17 protein-coding genes and 1 riboswitch are annotated in these 21,098 nt (G+C 57.8%); of the genes, 11 read left to right on the forward strand and 6 right to left on the reverse strand.

What is annotated here, in order from left to right:
- The first annotated feature begins 4 nt into the window (after positions 1-4).
- Positions 5-610: a 3-isopropylmalate dehydratase small subunit gene (leuD, locus tag AC4OVS_RS18660; RefSeq protein ID WP_491922623.1), complete on the forward strand. Its 606-nt coding sequence runs from the start codon at positions 5-7 to the stop codon at positions 608-610.
- 92 nt (positions 611-702) lie between these two features.
- Here the strand turns inward: leuD and AC4OVS_RS18665 are convergent, their stop codons facing one another.
- The 3 genes from AC4OVS_RS18665 to sgrT all read right to left on the reverse strand — a co-directional run bounded on the left by AC4OVS_RS18665 (position 703) and on the right by sgrT (position 2,523).
- The gene (locus tag AC4OVS_RS18665; RefSeq protein WP_010427008.1) at positions 703-855 is read right to left on the reverse strand and encodes a Hok/Gef family protein; all 153 of its coding nucleotides are present in this window, start codon (positions 853-855) and stop codon (positions 703-705) included.
- 216 nt (positions 856-1,071) lie between these two features.
- Positions 1,072-2,250: a sugar efflux transporter gene (locus AC4OVS_RS18670; protein ID WP_022647031.1), complete on the reverse strand. Its 1,179-nt coding sequence runs from the start codon at positions 2,248-2,250 to the stop codon at positions 1,072-1,074.
- Between the two features lie 120 nt (positions 2,251-2,370).
- Positions 2,371-2,523, reverse strand: coding sequence for a glucose uptake inhibitor SgrT (sgrT, locus tag AC4OVS_RS18675; protein ID WP_003856388.1), 153 nt, complete (start codon positions 2,521-2,523; stop codon positions 2,371-2,373).
- An 88-nt stretch (positions 2,524-2,611) separates the two neighbouring features.
- Between sgrT and sgrR the strand changes: the two genes are divergently transcribed.
- From sgrR to thiQ, 4 genes are all read left to right on the forward strand, one after another.
- On the forward strand, positions 2,612-4,267 hold the full coding sequence (gene sgrR / locus AC4OVS_RS18680; RefSeq protein WP_491922624.1) for an HTH-type transcriptional regulator SgrR: 1,656 nt from the start codon (positions 2,612-2,614) through the stop codon (positions 4,265-4,267).
- Positions 4,268-4,303: 36 nt separating this feature from the next.
- Positions 4,304-4,404: riboswitch (TPP riboswitch) on the forward strand.
- Positions 4,405-4,435: 31 nt separating this feature from the next.
- Positions 4,436-5,419, forward strand: coding sequence for a thiamine ABC transporter substrate binding subunit (thiB, locus tag AC4OVS_RS18685; protein WP_154051879.1), 984 nt, complete (start codon positions 4,436-4,438; stop codon positions 5,417-5,419).
- A complete protein-coding gene (gene thiP / locus AC4OVS_RS18690) occupies positions 5,395-7,005 on the forward strand; it encodes a thiamine/thiamine pyrophosphate ABC transporter permease ThiP (RefSeq protein ID WP_491922625.1) in 1,611 nt (536 codons plus the stop codon). Before thiB ends, thiP begins: the two co-directional genes overlap by 25 nt.
- Positions 6,989-7,690, forward strand: a complete 702-nt coding sequence (gene thiQ, locus AC4OVS_RS18695) for a thiamine ABC transporter ATP-binding protein ThiQ (protein ID WP_045308058.1) — start codon at positions 6,989-6,991, stop codon at positions 7,688-7,690. Before thiP ends, thiQ begins: the two co-directional genes overlap by 17 nt.
- A gap of 43 nt (positions 7,691-7,733) precedes the next feature.
- Here the strand turns inward: thiQ and AC4OVS_RS18700 are convergent, their stop codons facing one another.
- Together AC4OVS_RS18700 and araC are read right to left on the reverse strand one after the other, a co-directional pair.
- Entirely contained in the window at positions 7,734-8,501 is a 768-nt protein-coding gene (locus tag AC4OVS_RS18700; RefSeq protein ID WP_017383796.1) for a DedA family protein, read from the reverse strand.
- A 118-nt stretch (positions 8,502-8,619) separates the two neighbouring features.
- Positions 8,620-9,465 carry an arabinose operon transcriptional regulator AraC gene (gene araC, locus AC4OVS_RS18705; RefSeq protein ID WP_032625458.1) on the reverse strand — a complete coding sequence of 282 codons (846 nt, stop codon included), beginning with the start codon at positions 9,463-9,465 and terminating at the stop codon, positions 8,620-8,622.
- A 335-nt stretch (positions 9,466-9,800) separates the two neighbouring features.
- On the opposite strand from araC, the gene araB reads away from it, so the two are divergent.
- The 6 genes from araB to rluA all read left to right on the forward strand — a co-directional run bounded on the left by araB (position 9,801) and on the right by rluA (position 20,024).
- Positions 9,801-11,510 carry a ribulokinase gene (araB, locus tag AC4OVS_RS18710; RefSeq protein ID WP_491922626.1) on the forward strand — a complete coding sequence of 570 codons (1,710 nt, stop codon included), beginning with the start codon at positions 9,801-9,803 and terminating at the stop codon, positions 11,508-11,510.
- A gap of 10 nt (positions 11,511-11,520) precedes the next feature.
- Positions 11,521-13,023 carry an L-arabinose isomerase gene (gene araA / locus AC4OVS_RS18715; RefSeq protein ID WP_015572656.1) on the forward strand — a complete coding sequence of 501 codons (1,503 nt, stop codon included), beginning with the start codon at positions 11,521-11,523 and terminating at the stop codon, positions 13,021-13,023.
- Between the two features lie 86 nt (positions 13,024-13,109).
- Positions 13,110-13,805 (forward strand): L-ribulose-5-phosphate 4-epimerase, encoded by a 696-nt coding sequence (araD, locus tag AC4OVS_RS18720; RefSeq protein ID WP_155024480.1) that lies wholly within the window; start codon positions 13,110-13,112, stop codon positions 13,803-13,805.
- Between the two features lie 155 nt (positions 13,806-13,960).
- Entirely contained in the window at positions 13,961-16,318 is a 2,358-nt protein-coding gene (gene polB, locus AC4OVS_RS18725; RefSeq protein WP_126291375.1) for a DNA polymerase II, read from the forward strand.
- A 127-nt stretch (positions 16,319-16,445) separates the two neighbouring features.
- Entirely contained in the window at positions 16,446-19,352 is a 2,907-nt protein-coding gene (rapA, locus tag AC4OVS_RS18730; RefSeq protein ID WP_023299306.1) for an RNA polymerase-associated protein RapA, read from the forward strand.
- A gap of 12 nt (positions 19,353-19,364) precedes the next feature.
- Positions 19,365-20,024, forward strand: coding sequence for a bifunctional tRNA pseudouridine(32) synthase/23S rRNA pseudouridine(746) synthase RluA (gene rluA, locus AC4OVS_RS18735; protein WP_003856412.1), 660 nt, complete (start codon positions 19,365-19,367; stop codon positions 20,022-20,024).
- 31 nt (positions 20,025-20,055) lie between these two features.
- Here the strand turns inward: rluA and djlA are convergent, their stop codons facing one another.
- The gene (gene djlA, locus AC4OVS_RS18740; protein WP_023299305.1) at positions 20,056-20,871 is read right to left on the reverse strand and encodes a co-chaperone DjlA; all 816 of its coding nucleotides are present in this window, start codon (positions 20,869-20,871) and stop codon (positions 20,056-20,058) included.
- Positions 20,872-21,098: the final 227 nt, after the last annotated feature.

The raw sequence follows: 21,098 nt of genomic DNA on the forward strand, positions 1-21,098 counted from the left end.
AATCATGGCAGAGAAATTTACCCAACATACGGGCCGTGTTGTCCCGCTGGACGCCGCTAACGTCGATACTGACGCGATCATTCCTAAACAGTTTTTGCAGAAAGTGACGCGCACGGGTTTTGGGGCGCATCTGTTCAACGACTGGCGCTTCCTCGACGATAAAGGCGAAGTGCCGAACCCGGAATTCGTCCTGAACTTTCAGGAATACAAAGGCGCCTCCATTTTGCTGGCGCGGGAAAACTTTGGCTGCGGATCGTCGCGTGAACACGCGCCATGGGCATTGACCGACTACGGTTTTAAAGTGGTTATCGCCCCAAGCTTCGCGGATATCTTCTACGGCAACAGCTTCAACAACCAGCTGCTGCCGGTGACGCTGAGTGACGAACAGGTCGATGAACTGTTTGCGCTGGTGCAGGCAAATCCGGGGATGTCGTTTGAAGTGGATCTGGAAGCAGAAGTGGTGAAAGCCGGTGACAAGACCTACAGCTTCAGCATTGATGCGTTCCGTCGCCACTGCATGCTGAACGGTCTGGATAGCATTGGCCTGACGCTGCAACACGAAGAGGCTATCTCCAACTACGAGAAAAAACAGCCTGCGTTTATGGGCTAAAGGCAATGGCCCGCAGGACGCGGGCCATTGATAAGGGTGCGTTGAGGCGTAACCACTCTGGAGAGGCGGGGAAACTTTCCCCGCCAATACCGCTAACGTTTTGCTTCGTAAGCCAACACTGCCGCCAGCTCTGTTTTCTCCTGTCTGAAGTGCAGCTCACACAGCGAGTCACGCACCATCCAGGTGAAGATCAACAACGTCGTACAGATCAGAAACAAACCTAACAGCAGAGTACGTTTTGGCATTCCAGCCTCCTTATTGCTTTTCGGCAATGAAGAGACTAACCTCGCAATGTTGGTTGTGAAGTTTGTCTCCCGATCAGTTTTTTGATGTGGGACTCTCCACTGTTTGCCTCTTGCGAAAGCCTGAGGCAAACAGCCTCAAGCACCCGTCACGCACTCTATGCGCCTTCTCTGCTCCTGTCAGAAAATCGTTTCATTTCGTGAAGCCGCCTTCCATAATCAAACGTCTTTAACCCGGCACGTTAATACAAGCGTGATGACCGAAATCGCTGCGATCACCCAGTACACGGATGCATGTCCATAGCTTTGCGACAGCGCCCCCTGAATCACCCCTGCCAGAATCACGCCGGTAGAGATACTGTTAGTAAACAGCGTGGTCGCGGAGCCTGCTCGCCCCGGCATTAAATCCTGGAACCAGAGCATGCCGATCCCGGCAACGATTCCGATAAATACCGCGTTAAATAGCTGTAACGCCAGCAAAGCTTCACGCGAATGGAAAAGGATTAACCCCGCGTAGAACACCACCCCAGCCGCCACGGCGACGACCATCATCCGACGCTTTCCGAAACGTTTTACGTAGTAACCCGCCAGAATCATCGCCGGGATCTCCAGCCCGGCAGCGGTGCCCATCAGGATCCCCGCGAGCTTGTCGGGCAGTCCCAGATCGCTGCTGATCCACAGCGGCATATCGATAATGTACATGGTGTTGCAGGTCCACATCAGCGTGGAGGCGATAAACAACATGCGGACGTTTTTATCCTGCCAGCCGCTTACCTGGGTGATGGGCTTGTCCGTCACCTGCTCTACGCGCGCCACCGATGGCAGCACAAAGGCTATCAGCGCCAGGCTGATGGCAAAAATTCCCGCGGCGATGGTGAACATGACGGTGAAACCGTAGTTCAGCGCCAGCATGAACGCCAGCGGGGGGCCGATGACCCATGCGAGAGAGAGCTGCGCACGCATCACCGAGCTGAACATCACCACTTCCCGCGCCGAGTTGTCGGCGTACTCCCGGGCCAGGGCGAAGAGCTGCGGCATGGCGGTGTTCGCCAGAGAGGCCAACAGCACGCCACAGGTGATAAGCGTCAGGTAGTGACGATTAAAGGCAAACAGCAACGCGTTGCCCACGGCCATGGCGCAACAAAAGAGGATCAGCTTGCGGCGATCGCCCTGGCTGTCGGATCGTTTCGCCAGCCACAGGCTGACGAGGATCCCGGCAATGGCGTTGACGGTGTAGAACAGGCCTACCCAAAATGGCTGCGCCCCAACCTCACGACTGAGAAACAGGCTCAGCGTCGGCGCCTGTAGCGCACCGGCCACGCCCATCATGAAGGCCACCAGCATAAAAGCGGCGTACACGCCGTTCAGGCGTCGCCCCATCGTCATCAACCAGAGCATGCGCAAGTCCTTATGAAAGCGAATCGAAATTGGGTGAAATAGTAAACGAAAAAAGCCAGCAAAAACATTTTGCTGGCGGGTGATTAGCACCAATACTCAGTCACACATGATCGAGGCGAGTTAGCGAGAAGAGGTCGGTTTCGTAACGTCCCACTGCATCAGATCTTCCAGTATTCTCAGCCGCTGCTCTGCGCACTGGCGGGCCAGCCAGGACACTCCCTTTGTCGCTGAAAAATAGTGCTGATAAAACTGACGTGCGGTAGACCTCTTCATAATTTACCTCCTCGCTTCATCGATAAGGATTATTGGCTTAATATAGGGATTAATAAATTGCTGATTTTTTGTCAGGAGTTCCTCTTTTATGCCTTCTGGTCGTCTGCAACAACAATTTATCCGCCTCTGGCAGTGCTGCGAGGGGCAATCGCAGGAGACCACGCTGAACGAGCTGGCTGAGCTCCTCAACTGCTCCCGGCGTCATATGCGTACCCTCCTTAACACCATGCAGCAGCAGGGCTGGCTAAACTGGGAGGCCGAAGCCGGACGCGGTAAGCGCTCGCGCCTGACTTTCCTCTATACCGGCCTGGCGTTGCAGCAACAGCGGGCGGAGGATCTGCTGGAGCAGGACCGCATCGATCAGCTGGTCCAGCTGGTGGGCGACAAAGCCGCCGTGCGCCAGATGCTGGTCTCGCATCTGGGACGCAGCTTTCGTCAGGGACGCCACATTCTGCGAGTGCTTTACTATCGCCCAATGAAAAATCTGTTGCCCGGTACGGCGTTACGTCGCTCTGAAACCCACATGGCCCGGCAGATTTTTAGCGGTCTGACGCGGATAAATGAGGAAAACGGGGAACTGGAAGCGGATATTGCCCATCACTGGCAACAGGTGTCTCCGTTGCACTGGCGCTTCTTTTTACGTCCCGGCATTCATTTCCACCATGGACGCGAGCTGGAGATGCGCGACGTTATCGACTCCTTAGAGCGCGCCCGCACGCTGCCGCTCTACTCGCATATCGCGCGGATCCACTCCCCAACGGCATGGACGCTGGATATTGAGCTATCGCAGCCGGACAAATGGCTTCCGTGGCTTCTGGGCTACGTGCCCTCGATGATCCTGCCTGCCGAGTGGCGATCCCTGAACAATTTTTCCAGCCAGCCGATTGGTACGGGCCCCTACTCCGTTTCACGGAACAACAGTAATCAGCTGAAGATCCGCGCCTTTGATGATTACTTTGGCTATAGGGCGCTGATCGACGAAGTCAACGTCTGGGTACTACCGGATCTCAACGAAGAGCTGAGCGCAGGCCTGACGCTGGAAGGGCCAACAACCAGCGAAAAGGCGTTCGAGAGTCGCCTGGAAGAGGGTTGCTACTATCTGCTTTTTGACAGCCGCAGCCATCGCGGGGCGAATCACGACGTACGCAGGTGGATCAGCCATATTCTGGCTCCCGCTAACCTGATTTATCACGCTGAAGAGCAATACCAGACCTGGTGGTTCCCAGCCTATGGCCTGCTTCCGCGCTGGCACCATGCGCAGCCAGTACGCAGTGAAAAACCTGCCGGACTGGAGACCATCACCCTCAGCTACTATCGCGATCACATTGAACACCGGTTTATCGCAAGGATCATGAGTAAGCTGCTGGCAGCCGAGGGCGTGACGCTGGCGATACAGGAAGTGGACTATGATGAATGGCACCGTGGAGATGTTATCAGCGATATCTGGCTCAACAGTGCGAACTTCACGCTGCCGCTTGATTTTTCGCTCTTCTCTCACCTGTATGAAGTGCCCCTGATTCAGCACTGTATCAATCGGGACTGGCAGCGAGACGCCGCACGGTGGCGGGCAGGAGAAATGGATCTGGCCGCCTGGTGTCAGGAGCTGCTGGCCGGGCAGACGATCGTACCGTTGATTCACCACTGGCTGCTGATCCAGGGTCAGCGCAGCATGCGCGGCCTGCGAATGAATACCCTGGGCTGGTTTGATTTTAAATCCGCGTGGTTTGCGCCGCCGGAGCCATAACGCTTTCGTAATATTCACCAAATCATTACAATAGCGCCGTTCTCAACGGGGTGCTGCATCACTGATGTGCGCTGAGATAATACCCGTCGAACCTGATCCGGATAACGCCGGCGAAGGGATTTGAGGCTGTCTCTCAAAATCCTTTGCCACTCAACCCTGAGGTGCAAAGTGTTAAAAAACGTTCTTCCTCTGCTGGCGCTGTTTGCGCTGCCTGTTTTTGCTAAGCCTGTCCTGACGGTCTACACCTACGACTCCTTCTCCGCCGACTGGGGCCCCGGCCCGGCGGTGAAAAAAGCCTTTGAAGCCGACTGCAACTGCGAGCTGAAATTCGTGGCGCTGGAAGATGGTGTCTCTCTGCTTAACCGGCTGCGTATGGAAGGCAAAAACAGCAAAGCCGACGTGGTGCTCGGGCTGGATAACAACCTGCTGCAAGCCGCCACTCAAACCAGACTGTTCGCCAAGAGCGGCGTGGCGGCAGATGCCGTCAACGTGCCGGGCGGCTGGAAAAACGACACCTTCGTACCCTTTGATTACGGTTACTTTGCGTTTGTCTACGATAAAAACAAGCTGAAGAATCCGCCCAAAAGCCTGAAAGAGCTGGTCGAAAGCGATCAGAAGTGGCGCGTGATTTATGAAGATCCGCGCACCAGCACGCCGGGTCTGGGGCTGCTGTTGTGGATGCAGAAAGTCTATGGCAACAAAACGCCTGAGGCGTGGCAGAAACTGGCTGCGAAAACCGTTACCGTCACCAAAGGCTGGAGCGAAGCCTACGGCCTGTTCCTGAAAGGCGAAAGCGACCTTGTGCTGAGCTACACGACTTCTCCGGCCTACCACATTATCGCCGAGAAGAAAGACAACTACGCCGCCGCGAACTTTACTGAAGGACATTATTTGCAGGTGGAAGTGGCCGCCCGCACCGCCGCGAGCAAACAGCCGGAGCTCGCCGAGAAATTCCTGAAGTTTATGGTTTCACCGGCATTCCAGAATGCTATTCCGACAGGAAACTGGATGTACCCGGTCACTGATGTTGCGCTGCCGGCAGGTTTTGAGCAGCTGAACAAACCGCAAACCTCCCTGGAATTTACGCCGCAGCAGGTTGCCACCCAGCGCGCCGCATGGATAAGTGAATGGCAACGCGCCGTCAGCCGCTGATCCCCGGCTGGTTAGTTCCCGGGCTGCTCGCCGCTATACTGATGGTGGTCGTCAGCCTGGGTGCATTCCTTGCGCTGTGGTTTAACGCGCCAGAGAGCGATCTGCTTGCCCTCTGGCACGACAGCTATCTCTGGCACGTCATCCGTTTCTCGTTCTGGCAGGCGTTTCTCTCCGCGCTGCTGTCGACGCTCCCGGCCATTTTCCTCGCGCGCGCCCTCTATCGCAGACGTTTCCCCGGCAGGCTTGCCCTGCTGCGGCTGTGCGCGATGACGCTGATCCTGCCCGTGCTGGTGGCGGTGTTCGGCATTCTGAGCGTCTATGGTCGGCAGGGATGGCTGGCATTCCTTTTCAACCTGCTTGGTCTGGAATGGACCTTCTCGCCATACGGCCTGAAAGGCATTCTGCTGGCGCATATTTTTTTCAATATGCCGATGGCGACGCGCCTCTTTTTACAGGCGCTGGAGAACATTCCCGGCGAGCAGCGCCAAATTGCCGCCCAGCTTGGTATGCGCGGCTGGTCGTTCTTCCGTTTTGTCGAATGGCCGTGGCTGCGACGTCAGATCGCCCCGGTTGCCGCGCTGATCTTTATGCTCTGCTTCGCCAGCTTTGCCACCGTCCTTTCGCTCGGCGGCGGGCCGCAGGCCACCACCATCGAGCTGGCGATCTATCAGGCGTTAAGCTACGACTACGATCCGGGGCGCGCCGCGCTGCTGGCGATCGTGCAGATGCTGTGTTGCCTGGTGCTGGTGTTACTCAGCCAGCGGCTGAGCAAAGCGATCCCCGCAGGAAGCAATAACATTACCGGCTGGCGCGATCCGCAGGACAGCCTGCACAGCCGCATCTCGGACGTGATGCTGATCGCGCTGGCGCTCCTGCTTCTGCTGCCGCCGCTGCTGGCCGTGATCGCCGATGGCCTCAACAGGAATGTGTTGTCGGTACTGCAACAACCTGTCCTGTGGCAAGCAACGTGGACCTCCTTGCGCATTGCGCTGGCAGCCGGGCTACTGTGCGTGATCCTGACCATGATGCTGCTCTGGAGCAGCCGCGAGCTGTACGCGCGTCATGCCCGTAAAGCCGGACACGCGCTGGAACTGACGGGTATGCTGATCCTGGCGATGCCGGGCATTGTGCTGGCGACCGGATTCTTTTTACTGTTCAACAGCACCATCGGCCTGCCGGAAAGCGCCGACGGCATCGTCATTTTTACCAACGCACTGATGGCCATCCCTTACGCGCTCAAGGTACTGGAAAACCCGATGCGCGACGTCAACAGCCGCTACAGCTTGCTGTGTCAGTCGCTGGGCATGCAGGGCTGGCAGCGTCTGAAGGTGGTAGAATTGCGCGCACTGAAACGTCCGCTCGCCCAGGCGCTGGCGTTTGCCTGCGTGCTGTCGATTGGCGATTTTGGCGTAGTGGCGCTCTTCGGCAACGAGGATTTCCGCACGCTGCCGTTCTGGCTTTATCAGCAAATTGGCTCTTACCGTAGCCAGGACGGCGCCGTCACGGCGCTGCTCCTGTTGCTGCTGTGCTTTGCGTTATTTACCGTTATCGAAAAACTTCCGGGGCGTGATGTTAAAACTGACTGATGTAACCTGGCTTTATGAGCACCTGCCAATGCGTTTTACCCTCTCCGTGCGTCAGGGAGAGCGAATCGCAGTGCTTGGCCCCAGCGGGGCCGGAAAAAGTACCCTGCTCAATCTGATTGCCGGTTTTTTGCAGCCAGCCAGCGGGTCGATCGTCATTGATAACGGCGAGTATACCTACGCTCCGCCGGCTAAGCGCCCGGTGTCGATGCTGTTTCAGGAAAACAATCTGTTCAATCATCTTACGGTCTGGCAGAACATCGCGCTGGGTATGGATCCGGGGTTAAAGCTCAGTGCTGCGCAGCGGCAGACGCTGGAGGCGATCGCCGAACAAATGGGCCTGTCTGCGTTTATCAACAGACTTCCGGGGGAGCTTTCCGGCGGCCAGCGCCAGCGCGTGGCGCTGGCACGCTGTCTGGTGCGCGAGCAGCCGCTGCTGCTGCTCGACGAACCCTTTTCGGCGCTCGACCCGGCTCTGCGTCAGGAGATGCTCTCGCTGGTTGAGGAGGTGTGCGAGCGCGAACAACTGACGATGCTGATGGTTTCGCACAGCATTGAAGATGCCGCACGCATCGCGCCGCGATCGGTGGTGATCGCAGAGGGACGTATTTTGTGGGATGGAGAAACAGAAGAACTTCTGAGTGGTAACGCAGGGGCATCTTCATTGTTGGGTATTCGTGCGGTCTGATGCCCTCACCCTGGCCCTCTCCCACGGGGAGAGGGAAAACACCTTAACGGCTCACCACCTTCAACAGGATCTCGCCGTACACCGGCATCAGCGGGTGGCGGATTAGCGCCACCAGCGCTACCACCGCCACGCCGAGCGTAAGTGGGGCCAGCCAGAGCAGGCGCGTGCGCGGGAGATAGCGGGTCAGGCGATCGACGCTCGCTTTCGCGCTGCGCCACAGGCGCCAGCAGAGCCAAACCGCCAGCCACAGCAGCACCGCCGTACCCAGCAGAAGCCATTTAAACTCACCGCTTTGCATACCGTCAGGAATATCAATCGCCGCGCCCGCCAGGATACCCGGCAGGAAGTAGAACGGCGGCCAGAAGACGCAGCCGATGATATTCGGCACCACAAACTTCGCGACGGGCAGATCCAGCATCCCGGCCACCATCGGCACCAGTGGACGCGTTGGCCCAACGAAGCGCCCCACGAGGATGGTGAACATGCTGTGCTGGTGCAGCGCATGCTCGGTTTTATCCAGCAGCGCTTTGTTTTTTTTCATGAACGACCAGCGGTGTAGCGGCTTCTTAAAGCGCCAGCCCAGCCAGAAGGAGATCCAGTCCCCCAGCAAACAGCCGATAATACCGGCCATCCACGCCTGCCAGAAATTGACCTCGCCGCTGCCGATAAGCGCCCCAAGCCCCGCCATCATCACGGTGCCGGGCAGGATCAGCCCGACCAGCGCCAGCGACTCCAGAAACGCCACCAGCGCCACGGCGATGAGCGAATACATAACGGACTGGGTAATAAAATGTTCCAGCAATGCCTGCATAACTATTCCGGTCAGAAAACGAATCAGCGATTCTGCTTAGCGCCCTGCACCGCGTCAAGGCATCAATTGTCTGAATAGTTTACAAGATGCGCCTGAAGTTCACCTGAATGTTTACCGATTATTCACATCCCGCACGGAATTCGCTCGGGCTGGCACCGGTGCACTTCTTAAACACGCGAGAGAAATAGAGCTGATCTTCAAAGCCGACGTTACGCCCGACGGTGGCGATAGGCATTCGGGTGGTGCTGAGCAGCAGTTTCGCCTGGCTGATGCGCTGATCCTCGCGCCAGCTGAGCACGCTCACGCCAAGCTGCTGGCGGAACAGATGCGACAGCCGTGACGGCGACAGGCACACATGCTGGGCGACGCTGGCAATATCAAACTGGCTGTCGGCAAGGTGGTCGCTGATGTACTGGCAGGCGTCGCGGACGCGGTTGTCCAGCGGCGGATTAAGCGACTCGTTGATGGCCTCCATGCGGCGCAGCAGCACCTGTTCAAGCAGGTTGATGGCCAGCAGTTCAGCGTAGCGCCCTCCCGCCTGCCCTGCCTCAATAATTTGTGCGAACAGCTCACGGAACTGCGCCAGATGCGCCTCATCCGGGCGATAAAAACCGGTTTGCGCGAAAATGGCCGGCCACGAGAGCCACTCCTGCCAGTAGGCGCGCGGACGGAAATAGACCCACTGGTGATACCACTCTTTGGCATCCGGGTGGCGTCCGTAGTGGTGGATCTCCCCCGGCGGGAACAGCAGCATATCACCAGGACGGCAGATAAACTGCCGATCGCCGTTTTTAATCACCCCTTCCCCGCGAACGGTCAGGTTCAGAATATACCCTTTCATTCCGAGCGGTCGATCGACGTAGAAATCGAGATACCCCTCGGCCTCAATGGGCGTCAGCCCCGCCACCAGATGGGCGTTAAATGAGTATCCCGGCAGCAGGGGATCGTTTTGCGGTTCGGCCATAGATTCAGTTCTCCCAAGGGTCCTGAAGGAAACCAATTGTCCATATCGATAAAAGCAGTATAAAAATGGCCCGCGAAAAGATCCAAAAAGCATCACGCCTCTTTTACGTCCGCCATGTTTCAGCCTTTTCCCCTGATTTCTCCGCCAGCACGGGCGGATAAGCAGTAACAAAAGTGTCTATAAGTACGGCAGAAATGTCCACATTGAATATTTGCACGGCGTCACACTTTCAATCGTAACAGCAATTTAGTCCATAAGATTAGCGGATCCTGCCTGACGATCTTTGTCCCCAGTCTCTAATGTTCTTCCATACCTGTTTTGGATGGAGCAACACCATGGCAATTGCAATTGGCCTCGATTTTGGCAGCGACTCAGTTCGCGCGCTGGCAGTGGACTGTACGACTGGCCAGGAAATAGCAACCAGCGTTGAGTGGTATCCGCGCTGGCAAGAGGGGCGCTACTGCGATGCGCCGAACAACCAGTTCCGTCACCACCCGCGCGATTACATTGAATCAATGGAAGCGGCGATCAAAACCGTGCTGGCGGAGCTGACGGATGCCCAGCGGGCCGACGTCGTGGGGATTGGCGTCGACAGTACCGGTTCAACGCCGGCCCCGGTTGATGCAGAAGGCCGCGTACTGGCGCTTCGCCCGGAGTTTGCCGATAACCCGAACGCCATGTTTGTGCTGTGGAAAGACCATACCGCCGTGGAAGAGGCGGAAGCCATCACCCGCTTATGCCACCAGCCGGGCAAAACCGACTACTCGCGCTACATCGGCGGGATCTACTCCAGCGAATGGTTCTGGGCAAAAATCCTGCACGTTACCCGCGCGGACGCGTCGGTCGCACAGGCAGCGGCGTCATGGATTGAGCTGTGCGACTGGGTTCCCGCCCTGCTTTCCGGCACCACTCGCCCGCAGGCTATTCGCCGTGGCCGTTGCAGCGCCGGGCATAAATCGCTGTGGCATGAAAGCTGGGGTGGTCTGCCTCCGGCAGCGTTCTTCGATGAACTCGACCCGATCATCAACAAAAACCTGACATACCCGCTGTTTACCGACACCTTCACCGCCGATATTCCGGTCGGCATGCTCTGCGAGGAGTGGGCGAAACGCCTCGGTCTGCCGCAAAACGTGACCATTTCCGGCGGCGCGTTCGACTGCCATATGGGCGCCGTGGGCGCGGGTGCGCAGCCTAACACGCTGGTGAAAGTGATTGGCACCTCCACCTGCGACATTCTGACGGCGGATAAAACGACCGTTGGCGACCGCGCGGTGAAGGGTATCTGCGGTCAGGTTGACGGCAGCGTGGTGCCTGATTTTATCGGCCTCGAAGCGGGTCAGTCCGCGTTTGGCGATATCTACGCCTGGTTTGGCCGGGTGCTCGGCTGGCCGCTGGATCAGCTGGCGGCCGCGCATCCTGAACTGAAAAACCAGATTACCACGAGCAAAAAACAGCTCCTGCCGCAGCTCACCGACGCCTGGGCAAAAAATCCGTCTCTCGATCACCTGCCGGTGGTGCTGGACTGGTTCAACGGCCGTCGTACGCCGTTTGCCAACCAGCGTCTGAAAGGGGTGATTACCGATCTCAACCTGGCGACCGACGCGCCCGCGCTGTTTGGCGGCCTGATCGCCGCCACCGCGTTCGGCGCGCGCGCCATTATTGAGTGCTTCACCGGGCAGGGCATTGACGTGAACAACGTGATGGCTTTGGGCGGTATCGCCCGTAAAAACCCGGTGATCATGCAGGCCTGCTGCGACGTGCTCAACCGTCCGCTGCAAATTGTGGCCTCCGATCAGTGCTGTGCGCTGGGCGCAGCGATTTTCGCGGCCGTGGCCGCAGGCGTCCATGCGGATATCCCGACCGCGCAACAGCATATGGCGAGCGCCGTCGAAAGTACGCTTCAGCCGCAGGCTCAGCAGGCACAACGCTTTGAACAGCTTTATCAGCGCTACCAGCAATGGGCAAAAAGCGCCGAACTTCACTATCTCCCTGTCGCCGCCCCGGCCAAAAGCACCGCGGACACTACGGCAACCCTGACACATTAAGGACACGATAATGACCATTTTTAATAATTATGAAGTGTGGTTTGTGATTGGCAGCCAGCATTTATACGGACCGGAAGCGTTGCAGCAGGTGACGAAACACGCGGAGCACGTTGTGAATGCGCTGAACGCGGAAGCCAAACTGCCGTGCAAACTGGTGCTGAAGCCGCTGGGTACTACGCCGGACGAAATCACTAACATCTGCCGCGATGCCAATTACGATGACAAATGCGCTGGCCTGGTGGTGTGGCTGCACACCTTCTCGCCAGCCAAAATGTGGATCAACGGCCTGGCTATCCTCAACAAACCGCTGCTGCAATTCCACACTCAGTTCAACGCCTCCCTGCCGTGGGACAGCATCGACATGGACTTCATGAACCTGAATCAGACCGCGCACGGCGGTCGCGAGTTCGGCTTCATCGGCGCGCGTATGCGTCAACAGCATGCCGTGGTGACCGGCCACTGGCAGGACGGCCAGGCACAAAAACGCATTGGCTCATGGATGCGTCAGGCGGTCTCTAAGCAGGATACCCGTCACCTTAAAGTGGTGCGTTTCGGCGACAATATGCGTGAAGTTGCCGTAACCGACGGCGACAAAGTGGCCGCGCAGATCAAGTTCGGCTTCTCCGTGAATACCTGGGCAGTGGGCGACCTGGTGCAGGTGGTGAATGACATCAGCGATGGCGACGTTAACGCGCTGGTGGACGAGTACGAAAGCAGCTACCGCCTGACGCCTGCGGCACAGGTCAACGGCGACAAGCGCCAGAACGTGCTGGATGCCGCACGCATTGAACTGGGCATGAAGCGCTTCCTGGAACAGGGCGGCTTCCATGCCTTCACCACCACCTTTGAAGATCTCCACGGCCTGAAACAGCTCCCGGGTCTGGCGGTACAACGTCTGATGCAGCAGGGCTACGGTTTTGCGGGCGAAGGCGACTGGAAAACTGCCGCTCTGCTTCGCATCATGAAGGTGATGTCGACCGGTCTGCAGGGCGGCACCTCCTTTATGGAGGACTACACCTACCACTTCGAGAACGGCAACGATCTGGTGCTCGGCTCGCACATGCTGGAAGTGTGTCCCTCTATCGCCGTCGAAGAGAAACCGATCCTCGATGTGCAGTACCTCGGCATTGGCGGCAAAGCGGATCCGGCCCGTCTGATCTTCAACACCCGTACCGGCCCGGCCATTAACGCCAGCCTGATCGACCTCGGCGACCGTTTCCGCCTGCTGGTGAACTGCGTCGATGCTGTGGAAACTCCGCATTCTCTGCCGAAACTGCCGGTCGCGAACGCCCTGTGGAAAGCGCAACCTGACCTGCCAACCGCGTCGGAAGCCTGGATCCTGGCCGGCGGCGCGCACCACACCGTCTTCAGCCACGCGCTTGACCTGAACGATATGCGTCAGTTTGCCGAGCTGCACGACATCGAACTGACCGTGATTGATAACGACACCCGTCTGCCAGCCTTTAAAGACGCGCTGCGCTGGAACGAAGTCTATTACGGTTCAAAACGCTAAGCCCTGAATGCCCGGTGGCACTTCGTTTACCGGGCCTACGGTTCTGTAGGCCGGATAAGCGCAGCGCCATCCGGCAGGAGACGACAATGTTAGAAGATCTCAAACGTCAGGTACTCGAAGCCAACCTGGCGCTGCCAAAACATAACCTGGTGACCCTGACTTGGGGCAACGTCAGCGCCGTTGACCGGGAAAAAGGCGTGTTCGTGATCAAGCCTTCGGGCGTGGATTACACGGTGATGACCGCGGAAGATATGGTGGTGGTCAGCCTCGAAACGGGTGAAGTGGTTGAAGGCAATAAAAAGCCCTCCTCCGATACGCCAACCCACCGCCTGCTCTACCGCTCATTCCCAACCATCGGCGGGATTGTGCATACCCATTCACGTCACGCGACCATCTGGGCGCAGGCGGGCCAGCCAATTCCGGCCACCGGCACCACCCACGCGGACTACTTTTACGGCACCATTCCCTGCACGCGTCTGATGACCGATGCGGAGATCGGCGGTGAGTACGAATGGGAAACCGGGAACGTGATCGTCGAAACCTTCGAAAAACAGGGTATCGACGCGGCGCAAATGCCCGGCGTGCTGGTGCACTCCCACGGTCCGTTTGCCTGGGGTAAAAACGCGGAGGACGCGGTGCACAACGCGATCGTGCTGGAGGAAGTCGCCTACATGGGGATCTTCTGCCGCCAGCTGGCACCGCAGTTGCCGGATATGCAGCAAACCCTGCTCGATAAGCATTATCTGCGCAAGCACGGCGCGAAGGCGTACTACGGGCAGTAAAACATTGTCCGGTGGCGCTGCGCTTATCGGGCCTACGGATCCTGTTGGCCGGATAAGCGTAGCGCCATCCGGCAAAACAGGCACTGTATAAAACCCCAGCAAACACCCCTCAACCAGGCTATAATCAGGCCTGGTTTGTTTTGTGGGATAGCGGCGTGGCACAGGCGCAAGAAGGCTTTTTACTGACCCGACACTGGCGGGATACCCCTCAGGGCACCGAGGTTGCGTTCTGGCTGGCGACGGATAACGGCCCGCTGCACGTTACCCTGCCGCCTCAGGAGTCCGTGGCGTTTATCCCTGAACACCACGTCGAGAAAGTAAAGCAGCTCCTGCGCGGTGAAAACGGCTGGCGCCTCACGCCTCTTGAGCTAAAAGATTTCCACCGCCAGCCGGTTTATGGCCTCTACTGCCGCGCCCATCGCCAGCTGATGCGCTATGAAAAATTGCTCCGCGAAGCGGGCGTGACGCTCTATGAAGCGGACATTCGCCCGCCGGAACGTTTTCTGATGGAGCGGTTTATCACCGCCCCCGTCTGGGTAGATGGCACCGCGCAAAACGGCAGGATCGTTAACGCGCGCCTGAAGCCTAATCCGCACTATCGCCCACCGCTGAAGTGGGTCTCGCTGGATATCGAAACCACCCGCCACGGTGAACTGTACTGCATCGGCCTGGAGGGCTGTGGGCAGCGGGTTGTCTATATGCTCGGGCCCCCGAACGGCGATGCGTCCGCGCTGGATTTTCATCTGGAATACGTTACCAGCCGACCACAGCTGCTGGAGAAGCTTAACCAGTGGTTTGCCGAGCACGACCCGGATGTATTGATCGGCTGGAACGTGGTGCAGTTTGACCTGCGCGTGTTGCAAAAACATGCCGAGCGGTACCGCATTCCCCTGACGTTAGGGCGCGGAAACACGGAGCTGGAGTGGCGTGAGCACGGTTTTAAGAACGGCGTATTCTTCGCACAGGCTAACGGTCGCCTGATTATCGACGGCATCGAGGCGCTGAAATCCGCCTTCTGGAACTTCTCTTCCTTCTCGCTGGAAGCGGTCGCCCAGGCGCTGCTCGGCGAAGGTAAATCCATCGACAATCCCTGGGACCGAATGGACGAGATCGACCGGCGCTTTAATGAGGATAAGCCAGCGCTCGCTACCTATAACCTGAAAGACTGTGAGCTGGTAACGCAGATTTTCCATAAAACCGAGATCATGCCCTTCCTGCTGGAACGCGCAACGGTAAACGGTCTCGCGGTCGACAGGCACGGCGGCTCGGTAGCGGCCTTCAGCCACCTCTATTTCCCGCGGATGCACCGGGCTGGCTATGTGGCCCCTAACCTCGGTGACGTGCCGCCGCAGGCCAGTCCCGGCGGTTACGTGATGGATTCACGGCCCGGGCTGTATGATTCGGTGCTGGTGCTGGATTATAAAAGTCTGTACCCGTCGATTATCCGCACATTTCTGATTGATCCGGTAGGGCTGGTCGAGGGGATGGCGCAGCCAGACGATGCGCACAGTACTGAAGGTTTTCTCGGGGCACGCTTCTCGCGCGAAAAACACTGCCTGCCTGAGATCGTGGGAAACATCTGGCACGGCCGCGACGAGGCAAAACGCCACGGCAACAAGCCGCTCTCACAGGCGCTGAAAATTATTATGAATGCCTTTTACGGGGTGCTGGGCACCAGCGCCTGCCGCTTCTTTGATCCGCGTCTGGCGTCGTCCATCACCATGCGCGGGCACGACATTATGCGCCAGACCAAAGCGTTGATTGAATCCCGGGGTTATGACGTTATTTATGGCGACACCGATTCCACCTTTGTCTGGCTGAAATCGGCCCATTCAGAAGACGACGCCGCGCAAATCGGCAAAGAACTGGTCGCCTTCGTGAACGCCTGGTGGCGCGAAAATTTGCAAAAAGAGCGGTTAACCAGCGCGTTAGAGCTGGAGTTTGAAACCCATTTTGCCCGCTTCTTAATGCCGACCATTCGCGGAACCGACCAGGGCAGCAAGAAGCGCTACGCCGGACTGATTCAGGAAGGCGACAAGCAGCGGATGGTGTTTAAAGGGCTGGAGACAGTGCGCACCGACTGGACGCCGCTGGCACAGCAGTTTCAGCAAACCCTTTATCTGCGGGTGTTCCGCAATGAGCCGTATCAGGACTACGTGCGCGAGACGATAGCCAGCCTGATGGCAGGCGAACTTGACGCGCAGCTGGTGTATCGCAAGCGCCTGCGCCGCCCGCTGGCGGACTACCAGCGTAATGTTCCTCCGCACGTCCGCGCGGCGCGACTGGCGGATGAAGAGAACGTTCGCCGGGGCCGCGCGCCGCAGTATCAGAACCGGGGAACGATCAAATACGTCTGGACAACGAACGGACCAGAACCCGTTGATTACCAGCAGTCTCCGCTCGATTACGATCACTACCTGACCCGCCAGCTTCAGCCTGTTGCGGAGGGAATTTTACCGTTCATCAACGACGACTTTGCTACACTAGTGACAGGACAACTTGGGCTATTTTGACGCGTGACGAAACCGTTGCCATCCAGTACCATAGCGCCCTTTCCATTCCCGGACCCATTTTTCGATGACCGTCTTTTTTGACGGGGTCGAACTATTGCCTGCAATTAAAGATTAGAGCCGAACAACTATGCCTTTTACACTTGGTCAACGCTGGATCAGCGATACAGAAAGCGAACTTGGATTAGGAACCGTCGTTGCCGTCGATGCGCGCATGGTTACCCTCCTTTTCCCTGCTACCGGTGAAAACCGCCTGTACGCTCGCAATGACTCCCCTGTTACCCGCGTAATGTTCAATCCGGGTGATACCGTGACCAGCCATGACGGCTGGCAACTGAAGGTTGAAGACGTAAAAGAAGAGAATGGACTGCTCGCCTACATCGGAACGCGTCTTGATACCGACGAGACAAATGTCATCCTGCGTGAAGTGCTGCTCGACAGCAAACTGGTGTTCAGCAAGCCACAGGACCGTCTGTTTGCCGGGCAAATCGACCGAATGGATCGCTTCTCCCTGCGCTACCGCGCGCGTAAGTTCCAGAGTGAGCAGTACCGCATGCCGTGGAGCGGCCTGCGCGGTCAGCGTACCAGCCTTATTCCCCATCAGCTGAATATCGCCCATGACGTGGGCCGTCGCCATGCGCCTCGCGTGCTGCTGGCTGACGAAGTGGGCCTGGGTAAAACCATCGAAGCAGGCATGATCCTGCACCAGCAGCTGCTCTCTGGCGCTGCCGAGCGCGTGCTGATTGTGGTTCCAGAAACGCTGCAACATCAGTGGCTGGTTGAAATGCTGCGCCGCTTTAACTTGCGCTTCTCCCTGTTCGACGATGAGCGCTATGCCGAAGCCCAGCACGACGCGGACAACCCGTTTGAAACCGAACAGCTGGTCATTTGTTCCCTGGACTTCGTGCGCCGCAGCAAGCAGCGCCTGGAGCATCTGTGCGACGCTGAATGGGATCTGATGGTCGTCGACGAAGCGCATCACCTCGTCTGGAGCGAAGACGCGCCAAGCCGTGAATACATGGCGATTGAGCAGCTTGCCGAGCGCGTACCGGGCGTTCTGCTCCTGACCGCCACGCCGGAGCAGCTGGGTCTTGAGAGCCACTTCGCCCGTCTGCGTCTGCTCGATCCCAACCGTTTCCACGATTTTGAGCAGTTTGTTGAAGAGCAGAAAAACTACCGTCCGGTGGCGGACGCCGTCGCGCTGCTGCTGGCCGGTAATCGTCTCTCTAATGATGAGCTTAACACTCTCAGCGATCTGATTGGCGAGCAGGATATTGAGCCGCTGCTTCAGGCCGCGAACAGCGACAGCGATAATGCGGGATCCGCGCGTAAAGAGCTGATCGACATGCTGATGGACCGCCACGGTACCAGCCGCGTGCTGTTCCGTAACACCCGTAACGGCGTGAAAGGCTTCCCGAAACGCGAGCTGCACACCATCAAACTGCCGCTGCCGACCCAGTACCAGACGGCGATTAAAGTCTCCGGCATTATGGGTACCCGTAAATCTGCGGAAGATCGCGCGCGCGACATGCTCTACCCGGAGCAGATTTATCAGGAATTCGAAGGCGACACCGGCACCTGGTGGAACTTCGATCCGCGCGTGGAGTGGTTGATGGGCTACCTCACCGCTCACCGTTCCCAGAAAGTGCTGGTGATCTGCGCCAAAGCCGCTACCGCATTGCAGCTGGAGCAGGTTCTGCGTGAGCGCGAAGGCATTCGCGCCGCCGTGTTCCACGAAGGCATGTCCATAGTTGAGCGCGATCGTGCAGCAGCCTGGTTTGGTGAAGAGGACAGCGGCGCGCAGGTTCTGCTGTGCTCTGAAATCGGTTCTGAAGGCCGTAACTTCCAGTTCGCCAGCAATCTGGTGATGTTCGATCTGCCGTTTAACCCGGATCTGCTGGAGCAGCGTATCGGCCGTCTGGATCGTATCGGGCAGGCGCACGATATTCAGATCCACGTGCCGTATCTGGAGAAAACCGCCCAGTCCGTGCTGGTGCGCTGGTACCACGAAGGGCTGGACGCGTTTGAACACACCTGCCCGACCGGCCGCACCATTTACGATCAGGTCCATGGCGATCTGATCGGTTACCTGGCCGCGCCTGAAAATAGTGAGGGCTTTGATGAGCTGATTAAATCCTGCCGTGAGAAGCACGATGCACTGAAAGCGCAGCTGGAGCAGGGTCGCGATCGCCTGCTGGAGATCCACTCCAACGGCGGTGAAAAAGCGCAGCAGCTGGCCGAAAGCATTGAAGAGCAGGACGACGACACCAGCCTGATCAGCTTCTCCATGAATCTGTTCGACATCGTCGGTATAAACCAGGACGATCGCGGCGAGAACATGATCGTGCTGACCCCGTCCGATCATATGCTGGTGCCGGATTTCCCGGGCCTGCCGGAAGACGGCTGCACTATCACCTTTGAGCGTGATGTGGCGCTGTCCCGCGAAGACGCACAGTTCATTACCTGGGAGCACCCGCTGATCCGCAACGGTCTGGATCTGATCCTCTCCGGCGATACCGGCAGCAGCACCATTTCCCTGTTGAAGAACAAAGCCTTGCCTGTGGGCACGCTGCTGGTGGAGCTGATCTACGTTGTGGAAGCGCAGGCGCCGAAACAGCTTCAGCTTAACCGCTTCCTCCCGCCAACGCCGGTGCGTCTGCTGCTGGATAAAAACGGTACGAATCTGGCCGGCCAGGTGGAGTTTGAAAGCTTCAACCGTCAGTTGAGCGCGGTGAACCGCCATACCGGCAGCAAGCTGGTGAATGCGGTGCAACAGGACGTGCATGCCATTCTGCAACTGGGTGAAACCCAGGCCGAAAAAGCGGCCAGAGTGCTGATTGATGCGGCGCGCAGCGAAGCCGATGAGAAGCTTTCTGCCGAGCTGTCGCGTCTGGAAGCGTTGAAAGCGGTGAACCCGAACATTCGTGACGATGAGCTGGCCGCAATTGAGAGCAACCGCCAGCAGGTGCTGGAAAGCCTGAATCAGGCGGGATGGCGTCTCGACGCCCTGCGTCTTATCGTTGTGACGCATCAGTAAGCGGAGCGCAAAATGGTAATGGAGCCCTACAATCCCCCGATGGATCCGTGGCTGGTCATTCTGTATCAGGACGAGCACATTATGGTGGTTAACAAGCCGAGCGGCCTGTTGTCCGTGCCGGGGCGTCTGGAAGAGCATAAAGACAGCGTGATGACGCGTATCCAGCGCGATTATCCCCAGGCCGAGTCTGTCCATCGTCTGGATATGGCGACCAGCGGCGTGATTGTGGTGGCTCTTAATAAGGCGGCAGAACGTGAGCTGAAGCGTCAGTTCCGCGAGCGCGAGCCGAAGAAGCAGTATGTCGCCCGCGTGTGGGGCCATCCGGCGCAGGCGGAAGGGTTGGTGGATTTACCGCTGATTTGCGACTGGCCGAACCGGCCAAAGCAGAAGGTGTGTTATGAAACCGGCAAGGCTGCGCAGACCGAGTATGAAGTGCTGGAGTACGCGCCGGATAATACCGCGCGCGTCCTGCTGAAGCCGATTACCGGGCGCTCCCATCAGCTGCGTGTGCATATGCTTGCGATGGGTCACCCGATTCTGGGTGACAGATTCTATGCGCCGCCGGAAGCGCTGGCGTTAGCGCCGCGCCTGCAACTGCATGCGCAGACGCTCACCATCACCCACCCTGCTTTCGGCAACGCCATGACGTTCAAAGCCCCGGTGGACTTCTGAAAAAATGGCCCGACACTGTCGGGCCATTTTTTTATTTAAAACCTTTCTGCTCTTTAATCAGCTCGTAGGCTTTCTGGATTTCCTGCGCTTTCTGTTTCGCCATCTCCATCATCTCAGGCGGCAGGCCTTTCGCCACCAGCTTATCCGGATGGTGCTCGCTCATCAGCTTACGATAGGCGCGTTTGATGGTCGTGACATCGTCAGAGGGCTTCACGCCGAGGACATTACAGGCATCTTCAAGCGTAGGGCCACGCTGCGCCTGCTGCCAGCCGCCACCGGACGATTGCTGTTGATAACCGCCGCCAAAGTGCGCGCCACCCTGCATCATGCGCAGGAACTGATCGAACTGCATGCGGGAAATGCCCAGCTCTTCAGCAATCACATACAGGACGTCCCGTTCATTCGGATGCAGAGAGCCATCCGCGAAGGCGGCCTGGATTTGAATTTCCAGAAACATCCGAATTAAATCAAAGCGCCCGAAGCAGATGCTACGGAACTGCCGCATTTTTTCACGCAGCGGGTAGTTATCCGCTTTACCAATCCGGAATGCATTCTGCGCCGCGACGCGGGATTCGCCGTGCAGATTCATGCGATCCATAAAGACGCTGGCAACCTGAATATCGGCTTCCGTTACGCGCCCTTTTGATTTGGTTAAGTGCCCCATCACCTCGAAGGTGGTGGAGAAAAAGAGTGACTGGCGCTCGCGCTGGTTGGCAAACCAGGCCATTTTGCGGCTGCGTGCTTTATCAAACATATGGCCGATAATGAGGCCAAGAACAACACCCCAGAATCCGGCACCCATAATAATTGCGAACGCAACGCCGATTATTTTACCCCAATACTGCATATACTCCCCGAATGGTCATGTTCCTGGCCGACGCAACGCCATCATTACAGTGGTCGCGCCACGGTCAATTGAGGGACATCGCCTATAATTTGCATTATCATACTCGTCATTCGATAGCGAGCCTAACACTCTGGCGCGCAAACGGGCAGGATTAACGCTGGTACTGCGCTGATGAGTAAGATAGTCTCTGAGCGTTTGTAAGCCGTAGCCACTGATGACGGAACAAT

The sequence above is a fragment of the Enterobacter sp. 4974935 genome (assembly GCF_058661735.1).

Bases quoted from the DNA above. Each gene is read 5' to 3' on its own strand.
- thiQ (WP_045308058.1), top strand. From the start codon at position 6,989: ATGTTAAAACTGACTGATGTAACCTGGCTTTATGAGCACCTGCCAATG.
- araB (WP_491922626.1), top strand. From the start codon at position 9,801: ATGGCAATTGCAATTGGCCTCGATTTTGGCAGCGACTCAGTTCGCGCG.
- AC4OVS_RS18665 (WP_010427008.1), bottom strand. From the start codon at position 855: ATGCCAAAACGTACTCTGCTGTTAGGTTTGTTTCTGATCTGTACGACG.
- sgrT (WP_003856388.1), bottom strand. From the start codon at position 2,523: ATGAAGAGGTCTACCGCACGTCAGTTTTATCAGCACTATTTTTCAGCG.
- djlA (WP_023299305.1), bottom strand. From the start codon at position 20,871: ATGCAGTATTGGGGTAAAATAATCGGCGTTGCGTTCGCAATTATTATG.
- AC4OVS_RS18670 (WP_022647031.1), bottom strand. From the start codon at position 2,250: ATGCTCTGGTTGATGACGATGGGGCGACGCCTGAACGGCGTGTACGCC.
- thiP (WP_491922625.1), top strand. From the start codon at position 5,395: ATGGCAACGCGCCGTCAGCCGCTGATCCCCGGCTGGTTAGTTCCCGGG.
- rluA (WP_003856412.1), top strand. From the start codon at position 19,365: ATGGTAATGGAGCCCTACAATCCCCCGATGGATCCGTGGCTGGTCATT.
- araC (WP_032625458.1), bottom strand. From the start codon at position 9,465: ATGGCCGAACCGCAAAACGATCCCCTGCTGCCGGGATACTCATTTAAC.
- rapA (WP_023299306.1), top strand. From the start codon at position 16,446: ATGCCTTTTACACTTGGTCAACGCTGGATCAGCGATACAGAAAGCGAA.
- sgrR (WP_491922624.1), top strand. From the start codon at position 2,612: ATGCCTTCTGGTCGTCTGCAACAACAATTTATCCGCCTCTGGCAGTGC.
- araD (WP_155024480.1), top strand. From the start codon at position 13,110: ATGTTAGAAGATCTCAAACGTCAGGTACTCGAAGCCAACCTGGCGCTG.
- leuD (WP_491922623.1), top strand. From the start codon at position 5: ATGGCAGAGAAATTTACCCAACATACGGGCCGTGTTGTCCCGCTGGAC.
- araA (WP_015572656.1), top strand. From the start codon at position 11,521: ATGACCATTTTTAATAATTATGAAGTGTGGTTTGTGATTGGCAGCCAG.
- AC4OVS_RS18700 (WP_017383796.1), bottom strand. From the start codon at position 8,501: ATGCAGGCATTGCTGGAACATTTTATTACCCAGTCCGTTATGTATTCG.